Genomic DNA, 12,297 nt, shown 5'->3' on the forward strand with positions numbered 1-12,297 from the left:
TGCTTTCCTGTCCGTAACCGCAACCAAGCCAACGCTAGTTCTCTTTGCTCCTTTGACCACGCATCGACGACAATTTGGTGTCCGCTTGCGAAACTTCGCCGTAGACGACGGCGCTCCGATATCCGAGCGCTTTGCAAAGCATGGGATCGTATCCCCCGTCCATCCGGCGCAGACCACCCATCTATTGTGCTCACGCTGCTACAACCTCCCCGCTTCTATCGCGCTTGAGCACCGCAACCGGTTCGGCCCACACATTGCCGCCGCGACGCTTACTGGTCGCCAAGACGAGATCTGAAGGCTCGAACACGTTTAAGTTATGCGTGATCGGCGTAGTCAGGATGTACTGTGCATCGGTCGAGCGAAGGAAGCGACCGACCTTCTCGATGTTGAACACATCTAGATGCGCGAAGGGTTCGTCGATGAAGACGAAACCGCCCGGCTGATCGTCGTCGCGCAGCAGGCCGACGAGCAGCAACAACGACTTCATCACCTGCTGGCCACCAGACGCTTCGCCGTCGTCGAGCCCGATCCAGCCCTTGCGGTCGAAGTCGAACTTTACCGTCAGCCCTGCCTGCGCGAGCGCTGCGTCCTCGTTCACCAGCTCCGGCATGTCGACATCGACGCCGATGCCGGCTAGTTCACCCAGCGCGGCGAGGTTCTTCTTGTAACGGCGCACCGTCGCGCGCAGCACGTTGATGTACGCGCCGCGCGCTTCCTCGGTGATGCGGCGCGCGCGCTGCAGGTGCGCCTCGCGCTTGCCGATGGTCGATTCAAGGCCATCATGGTCGGCGGCGAACTTGTCGCGCAGCGCGATGCACCCATCGTCCTCGATGTAGCCACCACGTTGTAGGCGCTCGTCAAGGCGTTCCAGCTCGCGCCGCACAGCACCGACGCTTTCGTACTCCTCTCGCACCAGGCGTAGGGCATCGGTGGTCCGCCACGCGGCAGGCATCAGCGCGCGTTTGCGGCGGAACTCGACAATGCGCTGCACCAGTTGTTGACGTTCATGCGCGATCTGCTGGGCACGCTCGCGCACTTCATTGTCGAGGGAACGGATCTCGCCGGCGCGCGTAGCACCGGCGATGCTTTGGGCCTTGTCTTCGGCTTCCAGCCCGTCGAGCTTCGCGCGCGCGTCGGACAATGCGAGGCCCGCTTGCTGCGCCGCTTCGGCCAGCGCAGGAAGGCGTTCGGCGGCATCGGCGAACTCCGCCGCGCGCGTCACCAGCTCCTGCCCGGCATCCAAGCCAAGCAATCGCCTCTGTTCGGCGTCGACGCGCCTGCCTAGTTCGCTCAATTCGTCTTCGCGGGCGTGCGTACGCTGCTGGATCTTGACCTGTTCGGCGCGCAGCTCATCCAGGCGCGCCTGCCGAGCGCCGCTGCCGAAGTGCGGCGCACCGCCGCCGATGTGGCGACCGCCGCGATGTTCGCGCAGGTAGCCCTTCAGCGTGATCCAGTCCTGCCCCTTCGGCAGGCGACGGCCGTCCTCGATGTCCTCCACGCGCTGGATCTTGTCCAGTTGCTTGGGCAGCCACGACGGCGGCTCGGCCGAGAACTTCACCACTTCCAGCAGCGAGCCCTTCGTCGCCTTCTCCACCGGCGTGCGCGTGGACACGACGAAGTGGCGGTACTGCATCTTCTCGCCGAGCTTCCACGCCGCACCTTCGTCGCGCGGATTCTCCAGCACGATGAGGTGGCGATACGGCGCCAGCACGGCTTCGACGGCGACCGACCACTTCGGATCGACGATGTCGACCAGTTCGGTGAGCACGCGGTGTTCGATGCCCGCGTTGTCGAGCGTGGTGCGGAAATCGCGCTCGAACGGCTCGACGATGCGGCCGCCACCGCTGAGCGCCGCGACCTGCGCGGCGATTTCGCCGGTGCGCTGGCGATCGCGCTCGGCTTCCAGCTTCAGTTCGGCCTGACGGCGGCGGCCTTCTTCCACGCGGCGGCTGAGCGCTTCCACGTCCACCGCACCGCGCTGCGCCTGCACGCGCGCGAGTTCGTCGCGACGGCGCACCAGCATCTCGGCATCGCGTGCGTGATCGCGCGCGGCGGTGAATTCGGTTTCGCATGCGCGCACATCGGCGCGGGCGCGTTCGATCGCCGCGCGCAGTTCGTCACGTTGACCGACGGCGTTGGCTTCGCGCGTCCGAAGGCTATCGAACACGCGCTCGCGTTCGCGCAGCGCGCGACGCAGGCCGGTCAGGCGCGGACGCGCGCCTTCCAGCGTGGCGCGCAAATCGGCCAGTTCGATCTTCGGCGCGATCTCCGCCTGCAGTCGCTGGCGCTGGTTTCGCAGCGCCTGGCCTTCCTCGAACGAACGCACGTCCACGCGGGCCGATTCGAGCTTGAAATGCAGCTCGCCCAACCCGTGGCGCAGTTGTTCGATTTCCTTCTCGACGTCGAGCTGTTCGCTCTTGGCGCGCTGGTAGTCGTCCAGCACCGCCTTGTCCTCGAACACGTCGAACACCAGTTGGAGCAGTTCGCGCGGCGAAAGCTGGCAGAGCTTGTCCGTGGCGCCCTGCTCCAGCGTGAGCACCCGGCAGATCGCGCGCGTGAGGCCGGCGCCGGCAAGCCGCACGCGGTAATCGCGCACGCCGAGCCATTCGCCGCCGGTTTCGATCTGTTCGACCGGCACGTCGCCGGCAAGGATCTGGTAATCGCGCGACCAGTCGCCGCCGCGCTTGCGGATGCGGCATGCGAGCGTGACGGTCTCGTCCTTGATCGGGAAGAACGGACGACCGCCGCGGCGATCGGGGCGATTGCTCACCACCGCGCGCAGCCACGCCTGGCCTTTGCCGTTGTGGCGCAGGTAGGTCTTGTAGTCGCGCGCGGTTTCGCGGTCCTCGATGGCGAGCAGCGTGCGCAGCGCGTCGAGCAGCGTTGTCTTGCCCGAACCGTTCGGCCCGACGACGGTGATGACAGAGGCATCGAGCGGCAGCTGGAAACGCTGCCAGTAATCCCAGTGCACGACTTCCAGGCTGCGGAACTCAAACATCGGCCTGCGCCTCTTCGGTGGTGTCGCTGCTTTCGTGGAGGTCGTCGTCGAGCGGTGCGTCGTACGCATCGTCGTCGAGGCTGTCGGCGTTGGCCGCCTGCGTCGCGCGCGCCTGTTCGACGACGAACGACAGCGCGCCATCCATCACGCGGCTGGCGATGCGTTCGTAATCGAATGCGAGGTCGAGCAGCGGGCCTTCGGCGATGCGTTCCTTGCGGCGCACGATGAAGCCGTGTCGCTGCAGCGCGCCGAGCGAGAGGTTGATGCGGAACTTGCCGCCGAGCTTGTCGCCGAAGTCGGCCACCAGCGTGCGTTCGTTGATCGGTTCGACCATGTCCTGGCCCACCGGCACCGGTTTGAGTTCGGCGAACATCTGCTCCTGGTCCTGCTGGCGTTCGCTTTCCTGCCGCGCGATCTGGCGCTGGCGCTTGGGCAGCACCAGCAGCGACCACAGCACGACCAGCAGCGCGAGCGCGTCGCGATCCAGCTGCAGGTTGCTCGCGGCCCACGCGCGGGCACTGCCGAACACGTCGTTCTCCTGCGCGCGCGCCACGCCGACGGCGACGTGAGCGGCGTAGGGATGTTCGAGCAGGCGCAGGCCGACGCCGGCGAGGCGGCGGTCGAGGTCGTCGCGCAGTTCCGCGTCGACCAGGACCTGACGCACCGCGGAGTCGTCGCGCGGCAACCAGCGCTCGGCGAGCAGGCGGGCGATGAGGGTGGCGGTGGGGTCGCTCATGGGGTTTCCGTTGTTGCGGCGGACTTTTTCTTCCGCTTTGGTTGTTTCGCCGTTGCCTCGCTTGCCCCGTCATCCCGGCGAAGGCCGGGATCCAGGCTGGCAGCGTCGGAAGCAGGCACGGCGTCGTCGGACGCTACGGGCCTGGGTCCCGGCTTTCGCCGGGATGACGGTTTCCTGGAAGGTTTCGGAGCGGCATGCGTGTCGGCTTCGCTACCTGCATCGCATTCGTCGTCGCCGTGGTTCACCGAGTCGGCCTCGTACGCCGCGTCGTCCTTCCCCGTCAGCCACGCCCGGCTCATGTACGCCACGCCCGCGCGGTTGACCTGCTCGAACTGCGTGCCGACCTTCCAGCGCAGCGGCAGCTGGGCAATCGATGCGCTGACGCCGTTGCGGTTTTCCGCGCCGGGGTCGCCGATCAGGCCGAGCAGCGACAGCCGGTACGCGCTGACCGCGAAGCCGTCCTGCGGTACCCAGTCGGACAGCGCCGTGTCGGCATCGCGTTCGAGCGAGGTCAGCTGCGACAACCATTGCTCCGCGTGCGCGTAGTCGTTCTCGGCCACCGGCGCCTGCGTGTCGTCGGGCGCGTCCTGCGCGGGCGGCAGCGAGGCGTCTTCCTGCGCCTCGCGCTCGCGTTCGACCAGCTCGTATTCGGCGATGTCCAGTGCGATGGGCGCCAGCATGAAAGCCGGCGCGACCACGCGCGCGAGCGCATCGTCCGCCAGCGCGGCGAGCGCGTCGGTGTCCATGCCGCGCAGGAAGCGGTTGACGTCGGTGGACGACAGACCGCTCGCGCCGATGTGTACGCGATGGCGGTCGAGCTGGTTCAGCGCACGCTGGAACACCGACGCCTGCCGCAGCATCGAACTCTGCGCGCGGCCGATCTGCTGCGCGACGCGGTGCGTGGCGGCGTCGAGTTCCTCGTCGGCGGCGATCTCCTTGACGATCGCCGTGCCCTTCTCGACCCACTGCCACACCTGCTGCAGCGTGCCGGCGGCGCGCTGGATGCGGTGCTCCGAGCCGCTGAGCACGGCCTGGTCGAAATCCTCGCGGTATTCGTTGAGGCGCGACAGCAGGTGCTGCAGGTCGTCGCCGCGCACGCGCCCGACGGCCTGGCCGGCGGCGAGCTGCGCGGTGACGTAGGCCAGCTCGTCGCCCTCGCGGTTGAACTGCAGCAGCAGGCCGATCGACGACAGCGCCTGGCGCCCAACCGGGCTGATGCGGTAGCGCTGCGTGTCGTTGTCCCAGCGCAGCAGGTCGTTCTCGCGCAGGCGGCCCAGCACGGTGTCGAACTTCACCGGGTCCAGGTAGGCGAAGTGGTCGCGCAGCTCCTGCGGGCTCCAGTCCGGCGCGGCGCCGCGCTCGCCGATGGCGCGCAGCACCAGCAGGCGCACCATCACGCTCTCCTCGCCACCGTGGAACAGGGTCGAGAAGGCGCGCAGGAGGTCGCGGGCGGACAGGAGCGGATGCAGGTCGGGCAGGTCGGCCGCGACGATGCCGGCGCGGAGGTAGTCCTGCAGGGGTGCGGAAGCGTCGTCCATACAGGACCGGAAACTACGGGTGGGCCATGTTCGGCGAGGGGCGGGCGGGAGACAACCCTTGCGCGCCGGGGCCTTTTGGGCGTGGGCGGTGGGCGCCCCCTGCTTGAACGCCACCGGCTTTCCCGGCATCGTGCCCGCTTCCGTACGCCAGCGTACATATCGACGACATCCGCCGATGACGGTCGCCAGCCCCCTGAGCTTCGCCCCCGCCGCGCCGCACGAGCCCCACCCGCTCTACCCGCACCTGTTCGCGCCGCTGGACCTGGGCTTCTGCACCCTGCCCAACCGCGTGCTGATGGGATCGATGCACACGGGGCTGGAGGACAAGGCGGCCGACTTCCCGAAGCTCGCCGCCTACTTCGCCGAGCGCGCGGCCGGCGGCGTCGGGCTGATCGTCACCGGCGGGTTCTCGCCGAATCTCGCCGGCTGGCTCAAGCCGTTCGGCGGGACGATGCGCTTTCCGTGGGAAGTGCGGCGCCACCGGCAGGTCACCGGCGCGGTGCATGCGCACGGCGGGCGCATCTGCCTGCAGATCCTCCACGCCGGCCGCTACGGCTACAGCCCGTTGCAGGTCGCGCCGAGCCGGCTCAAGGCGCCGATCAACCCGTTCACGCCGCGCGCGCTCTCGGCCGGTGGCGTCGAGCGGCAGATCCGCGCCTTCGTGCGCAGCGCGACGATGGCGCGCGAGGCCGGCTACGACGGTGTCGAAGTCATGGGCTCGGAGGGCTACCTGCTCAACCAGTTCACCGCACCGCGCACCAATAAACGTCACGACGCGTGGGGTGGCGATGCCGGCAAGCGCATGCGCTTCGCGGTGGAGATCGTTCGCCGCATCCGAGAGGCCTGCGGGCCGGATTTCATCATCGTCTACCGGCTTTCGATGCTGGACCTGGTCGACGACGGCCTGGCGTGGGACGAGGTCGTGCAGCAGGCGAAGGCGATCGAAGCGGCCGGCGTGACGCTGATCAACACCGGCATCGGCTGGCACGAGGCGCGGGTGCCGACGATCGCCACGTCGGTACCGCGTGCGGCGTTCACCGGGATCACCGCGCGCCTGAAGCCGCACGTCGGCGTGCCGCTGGTGACGACCAACCGCATCAACATGCCCGAGGTGGCCGAGGGCGTGCTCGCCCGCGGCGAGGCCGACATGGTCTCGATGGCGCGACCGCTGCTGGCCGACCCGCAGTGGGTGAACAAGGCGCGCGAGCGGCGCGCGCTCGACATCAATACGTGTATCGCGTGCAACCAGGCGTGTCTGGACCACGTGTTCGAGAACAGGACCGCGAGCTGCCTGGTCAACCCGCGCGCCTGCGCCGAGACCGAACTGAATTACGTGCCGACCTCGAACCCGAAGCGCATCGCCGTGGTCGGCGCCGGCCCGGCCGGGCTGGCCGCGGCGACGGTCGCGGCCGAACGCGGGCACCGGGTGACCCTGTTCGAAGCGTCGGGGGAGATCGGCGGGCAGTTCAACCTCGCCAAGCGGATCCCGGGCAAGGAGGAGTTCCACGAAACGCTGCGCTACTTCGGCCGCCGGCTGGAGCAGACCGGCGTGGACGTCCGCCTGGGCACCTACGCCGAGGCCGCGACGCTGGCGGGCTTCGACGCGGTGGTGCTCGCCAGCGGCATCCGCCCGCGCGAGGTGGATTTCCCCGGCGCTGACCACCCGAAGGTCGTCAGTTACCTCGATGTGCTGGGCGGTCGCGTCGTGCCGGGACGGAAGGTGGCGATCGTCGGCGCGGGCGGCATCGGCTTCGACGTGGCGGAATTCCTGGTCGAGCACGGGCCCAGCGCCGCGCTGGACCCGGCCCGCTGGCGCGCCGAATGGGGCGTCGACCTGGCCTACGACGGCAACCGCGGCGGCCTGGCCGCGCCGAAGCCCGAAGCGCCCGCGCGCGAGGTCTGGCTACTGCAGCGCAGCCCCGGCCGACCCGGCGCCCGGCTCGGCAAGACGACCGGCTGGATCCACCGCGCCACGCTCAAGGCGAAGAAGGTGCGGATGCTCGGCGGCGTCGAATACCTCGGCGTGGACGACGAGGGCTTCCACGTGCGCGTGGACGGCAGCGAACAGGTGCTGGCGGTCGACCATGTGGTGGTCTGCGCGGGTCAGGAGCCCTTCAAACCGCTGGCGGAGGAGCTCGTGGCGCAGGGCGCCGTGGTGCATGTGATCGGCGGCGCGGATGTCGCGGCGGAGCTCGACGCGAAGCGCGCCATCGCCCAGGGAAGCCGCCTCGCGGCCATCCTGTAGCGAATTGCGCAGCCCTTGCGGGGCAAGGGCTGCAGGGGTGTCGCGCAGTCGATCGGGAGGCCTGGTTTGGGGCGTGCGCCGACCCGACCGGCAGCTTCCTGAACAGGCGTTCGGCGTTCCGGTGACCGGGGCCGGCAACCCAATCCCGTTTGCATACAACGAGTTGCGATCGGGCCGGCGGATTTCCAGCCGGAACCGGGAGGCCCGGTCAAGCCCCCTTTGTTCACGAGGCATTTATCTTCGCGCCGCTACCGTGCGCCAACTTTTTTCGGCCACCCCCCTTGGTGGCGACCCTCACCGCCCGCGCACCCCACCCTTCCGCGCGGCTTTGGTGAATGGGCAAAAGCGCGCCGCAGAGTGCGCTGCCCTCCCCAGTACGCCATGCCGGTTCGCGCGGCGGCCCCTTCCCCTTGGGAAGCGGACTCCAAGCGGCCCGGCGCAACGGAGCAAGGAGTCCGATTAGATGAAACTGGCTTGGATCCTGTGGCTGGCCTCCGTGCTTCCGCCACAAACCGCCGACTCGCTGTGCCTGAGCACCACCGTCTACCTGGAAGCGCGCGACCAGTCGGTCCGCGGCCAGAAGGCGGTCGCCGAGGTCGCCCTGCGTCGCCGCGACAGCGGCCTGTGGGGCAACACCGTCTGCGACGTGGTCACCGCACGCAAGCAGTTCGCCCCGACCCTGGTGTCGCCGGGCACGCGGCTGAGCAACACCGATGCCTGGGCCGAGGCCGTCGGCATCGCCCTCGACGCCGAGCGCAACTGGGCGCTGCCGCCCGGCGAGCGCAAGGAGATCGTCCCCGGCGCCAGCCACTTCGCCGCACACGCGATCGCCAGTCCGTCCTGGCGCACGGCGTACCAGGTGGCGACGATCGGCGACCACACCTTCTATAAGGTGCAGTCGTTGAAGCCGCGGCGTTCGTAGGCGCGCGGCGCCTCCGCCCGGCGGCATGGCCCGTCCGGGCGCATTCATGGCAATGATCTGTTGCATTCCACGGCGTTGAGCCGCGGCCCGCGCGTCGGCCATAGTGTCGGGATTCGCTTTCCTTGAAGGGATCCCGCATGAAGCTCTACACCAAGCCCGGCGCGTGCTCGACCGCCGACCACATCGCGCTGCAGTGGACGGGCCAGCCCTTCCAGCTGGAGATCCTCGACAAGGACTCGATGAAGGCGCCGGCGTACCTGGCGATCAATCCCACCGGCGCGGTGCCGGCGATCGTGGACGGCGACTTCGTGCTGACCCAGAACGCCGCGATCATGGGCTACATCGCCGACTCCTTCCCCGAAGCCGGCCTCGCCGGCGACGGCAGCGCGCGCCAGCGCGCCGAGGCGTCCCGCTGGCTGGCCTTCGTCAATTCCGACCTGCACCCGGCGTTCAAGCCGCTGTTCGGGCCGGGCAACTTCATCGGCGACGAGAGCCAGTACGAAGCCGTGAAGCACGCCGCCCGCGCCCGCGTGCGTTCGCTGTTCGAGGTCGCCGACCGCCAGCTCGCCGGCCGGCAGTGGCTCGCCGGCTTCCGCAGCTACGCCGATCCCTACCTCTACATCACCCTGCGCTGGGCGCGGGGCGTGGGCATCGATCTGACGGGCCTGGACCACCTGGCCGCGTTCAAGGCCCGCATGGAGGCCGACCCGGCGGTGCAGAAGGCGTTGCAGATCGAAGGGCTGGCGTAACGCGCGAAGCCACGCCACGAACGCACGAAGGCGGCTCCGGCCGCCTTCGTGTCGTTGGCACCCCGCCGCGCCTCAGGCCTGCGCGAGCGCGCGGAAGCGGCGCTCCATCTCCGCGGCGAAATCGGTGTCGCGCGCCTTGCCCAGCGCGGTGCTGAAGTCCGGCAGCAGCGCGATCAGTTCGCCCACGTCGGTGCAGCGTTCGACCTTGAGCTGCAGGAAATAGCCGCGCAGCCCGAGGTGCTCGCGCACGGTGTCGGACATCAGCGTGTAGAGCGCGGAATAGCCGTTCGCGGCAGACGGCCCGGAGACGGGCGCGGGCGCCACGGGAGCCGGTTCGTTTGCCGACGCCGGGCGCGCGGCTTCGCGGATCGTCGCGGCAGCGGCGGCGGCCAGGCTCTGCGGCACGGCGATCAGGCCCATCGCCTGGAGCTGCTGCAGGGCGTCGTCCGGCGCCTTCAGGCCGACCGCCACGCCACGCAGCTGCGCCCCGTTGCGTTGCCCGTCCACCATCAGCAGGATCGACCGCAACCCGTTCGGCAGCTTCAGCGTGCGGCTCTGGATCTCGTCGCGACCGGCATCGGTCTTGTTCGGCACTTCGTCGTCGCGCATGGTTCCCCCCGGACCATTGGCTGCGAAAGCCGGCCGACTATGCCACGGTTGGACGCGCCGCGCTCGGCACCCGTTCAATGTTCGACGCCGCCGATGCCGGGCGGCCTGCCCTGCCCTGCGACGTCCGCGTTCCCCGCCACAGACCTTCCCAGGAAAAAGGCCGCGCAATGCGCGGCCCTTTCCATCTCGAACGAAGCGCCGGTCAGCGCTTGTCGATCGCCACGTACTCGCGATCTTCCGGCCCGGTGTAGTTCGCGCTCGGACGGATGATCTTGCCGTCCTCGCGCTGCTCGATCACGTGCGCGCTCCAGCCGGTGGTGCGCGCGATGACGAACAGCGGCGTGAACATCGGCGTCGGGATGCCCATCATGTGATAGGCCGACGCGCTGTACCAGTCGAGGTTCGGGAACATCTTCTTGGTGTCCATCATCAGGTTCTCGATGCGCTCGGACACGTCGAACAGCGTCTTGTTGCCGCCATCGATGCACAGCTTGCGCGAGAGTTCCTTGATGATCGGGTTGCGCGGATCGCCGATGGTGTACACCGGGTGGCCGAAGCCGATGATGATTTCCTTGCGATCCATGCGCGCGCGGATGTCGGCCTCCGCCTCATCGGCCGAACCGTAGCGCGCGATGATGTCCATCGCCACTTCGTTCGCGCCGCCGTGCTTGGGGCCGCGCAGCGCGCCGATCGCGCCGGTGATGCACGAATGCAGGTCCGAACCGGTACCGGCGATCACGCGTGCGGTGAACGTCGATGCGTTGAACTCGTGCTCGGCGTAGAGGATCAGCGACTTGTCGAGCGAGTCGGCATGCAGCTGCGAGGGCTCCTCGCCATGCAGCAGGTGCAGGAAATGCGCGGCGACGGAATCGTCGTCGGTTTCCACGTCGATGCGACGGCCATTACGCGTGAAGTGCCACCAGTACAGCAGCATCGAACCGAAGCTGGCGATGAGCTTGTCGGCGATGTCGCGCGCTTCGGACGCCGGATGGCCTTCGCGCTCGGGCAGCACCGTGCCCAGCACCGAGCAACCGGTGCGCAGCACGTCCATCGGATGCGCGTTGGCGGGAACCAGTTCCAGCGCTTCGGACACGATCGCCGGCAGCCCGCGCAGGCGCTTGAGCTTGGCCTTGTACTGCTTCAGCTGCGACGCGGTCGGCAACGCGCCGTGCACGAGCAGGTGCGCGACTTCCTCGAAGGTCGACTTCGTCGCCAGGTCGTGGATGTCGTAGCCGCGGTAGTGCAGGTCGTTGCCGCTGCGGCCGACGGTGCACAGCGCGGTGTTGCCCGCGGCGGTGCCGCTGAGCGCGACGGATTTCTTGGCCTTGGGCAGGACCTGTGTGGTCTCGGTCATCGGGTTTCTCCTCGTGCGTGGTCCGACGCGGGGTGACCGGTCGGCCCGGGGTGCGACGTTGTCTGGATCGAAGGGTGAGCGTGAAGGGGCGACAGCGGGATTATTCGATCAAAGCCAGCCTGCGACGGGGGTCGCAGCCGACCGTGGTGGGCCGGATCGCGCCCGCCACGGTCGAAGGGCGACGGACGCGCCGGCGGAGATGGGGACAGGGGGACTCCATGGGAAGGCCCTGTACGCTCCGTCGGCCGACCTTTATTTCCTGCTTGCGAACAGCGCGTCGAGCTTGTTCTCGAAATCGTGGTAACCGATGCGATCGTAAAGCTCATCGCGCGTCTGCATCGTGTCCACGACGGCCTTCTGGTGGCCGTCGCGACGGATCGCGGTGTAGACGTTCTCGGCGGCCTTGTTCATCGCACGGAACGCCGACAGCGGGAACAGCTGGATCGCGACGCCCGCCGAGGCCAGCTCGTCGCGGGTGAACAGCGGCGTCTTGCCGAACTCGGTGATGTTCGCCAGCACCGGCACCTTCACCGCATCGACGAAGCGGCGGTAGGTGTCCAGGTCGTACGCGGCCTCGGCGAAGATGCCGTCGGCGCCGGCTTCGACGCAGGCGATGGCGCGCTCGATCGCCGCGTCCACGCCGTCCACCGCGATGGCGTCGGTGCGCGCGATGAGGAAGAACTCCGGGTCGGTCTTCGCATCGGCGGCGGCCTTGACGCGATCGACCATCTCGCCCTGCGACACGATTTCCTTGCCGGGACGATGGCCGCAGCGCTTCGCGCCGACCTGGTCCTCGATGTGGCAGGCGGCGGCGCCGGCCTTGATCAGCGACTTCACCGTGCGCTCGATGTTGAACGCGCTGGGGCCGAAGCCGGTGTCGATGTCGACCAGCAGCGGCAATTCGCAGACGTCGGTGATGCGGCGAACGTCGATCAGCACGTCTTCCAGCCCGGAAATGCCCAGGTCCGGCAGGCCGAGCGAACCGGCCGCGACGCCGCCGCCGGACAGATAGATCGCGCGATACCCCGCACGCTGGGCGAGCAGCGCGTGGTTGGCGTTGATGGCGCCGATGACCTGCAGGGGCTTTTCGGCGGCAAGGGCGGCGCGGAAACGCGCGCCGGCGGAGGCGGTGGTCATGCGGGGCTC

The 12,297-nt window shown here is 68.7% G+C and carries 9 protein-coding genes; 3 read left to right on the forward strand and 6 right to left on the reverse strand.

Annotated features, from left to right (window positions below):
* Positions 1-190: 190 nt before the first annotated feature.
* Genes I4U41_RS03760 through I4U41_RS03770 form a run of 3 tightly spaced genes read right to left on the reverse strand, consistent with a single transcriptional unit; the run spans position 191 to position 5,272 of the window.
* On the reverse strand, positions 191-2,998 hold the full coding sequence (locus I4U41_RS03760) for an AAA family ATPase (RefSeq protein WP_206859790.1): 2,808 nt from the start codon (positions 2,996-2,998) through the stop codon (positions 191-193).
* Entirely contained in the window at positions 2,991-3,734 is a 744-nt protein-coding gene (locus tag I4U41_RS03765) for a hypothetical protein (RefSeq protein ID WP_206859791.1), read from the reverse strand. The genes I4U41_RS03760 and I4U41_RS03765 overlap by 8 nt, the downstream gene beginning before the upstream one ends.
* The gene (locus I4U41_RS03770) at positions 3,731-5,272 is read right to left on the reverse strand and encodes a hypothetical protein (protein WP_206859792.1); all 1,542 of its coding nucleotides are present in this window, start codon (positions 5,270-5,272) and stop codon (positions 3,731-3,733) included. Before I4U41_RS03770 ends, I4U41_RS03765 begins: the two co-directional genes overlap by 4 nt.
* Before the next feature lie 175 nt (positions 5,273-5,447).
* Here I4U41_RS03770 and I4U41_RS03775 point away from each other — a divergent pair, with 175 nt between their 5' ends.
* The 3 genes from I4U41_RS03775 (at position 5,448) to I4U41_RS03785 (ending at position 9,188) form a co-directional block, all read left to right on the forward strand.
* Positions 5,448-7,517, forward strand: a complete 2,070-nt coding sequence (locus tag I4U41_RS03775) for an NADPH-dependent 2,4-dienoyl-CoA reductase (protein ID WP_206859793.1) — start codon at positions 5,448-5,450, stop codon at positions 7,515-7,517.
* A 463-nt stretch (positions 7,518-7,980) separates the two neighbouring features.
* Complete coding sequence (locus I4U41_RS03780; protein WP_206859794.1) at positions 7,981-8,439, forward strand: cell wall hydrolase; 459 nt, start codon at positions 7,981-7,983, stop codon at positions 8,437-8,439.
* Between the two features lie 137 nt (positions 8,440-8,576).
* Positions 8,577-9,188 (forward strand): glutathione S-transferase N-terminal domain-containing protein, encoded by a 612-nt coding sequence (locus I4U41_RS03785; RefSeq protein ID WP_206859795.1) that lies wholly within the window; start codon positions 8,577-8,579, stop codon positions 9,186-9,188.
* A 72-nt stretch (positions 9,189-9,260) separates the two neighbouring features.
* Here the strand turns inward: I4U41_RS03785 and I4U41_RS03790 are convergent, their stop codons facing one another.
* From I4U41_RS03790 to prpB, 3 genes are all read right to left on the reverse strand, one after another.
* Positions 9,261-9,797 carry a hypothetical protein gene (locus tag I4U41_RS03790; RefSeq protein ID WP_206859796.1) on the reverse strand — a complete coding sequence of 179 codons (537 nt, stop codon included), beginning with the start codon at positions 9,795-9,797 and terminating at the stop codon, positions 9,261-9,263.
* Positions 9,798-9,999: 202 nt separating this feature from the next.
* Positions 10,000-11,151 carry a bifunctional 2-methylcitrate synthase/citrate synthase gene (prpC, locus tag I4U41_RS03795; RefSeq protein WP_206859797.1) on the reverse strand — a complete coding sequence of 384 codons (1,152 nt, stop codon included), beginning with the start codon at positions 11,149-11,151 and terminating at the stop codon, positions 10,000-10,002.
* Positions 11,152-11,403: 252 nt separating this feature from the next.
* The gene (prpB, locus tag I4U41_RS03800) at positions 11,404-12,288 is read right to left on the reverse strand and encodes a methylisocitrate lyase (RefSeq protein ID WP_206859798.1); all 885 of its coding nucleotides are present in this window, start codon (positions 12,286-12,288) and stop codon (positions 11,404-11,406) included.
* Positions 12,289-12,297 lie beyond the last annotated feature (9 nt).

The organism is Lysobacter changpingensis, from assembly GCF_017308985.1.
Classification (GTDB): domain Bacteria; phylum Pseudomonadota; class Gammaproteobacteria; order Xanthomonadales; family Xanthomonadaceae; genus Lysobacter_J; species Lysobacter_J changpingensis.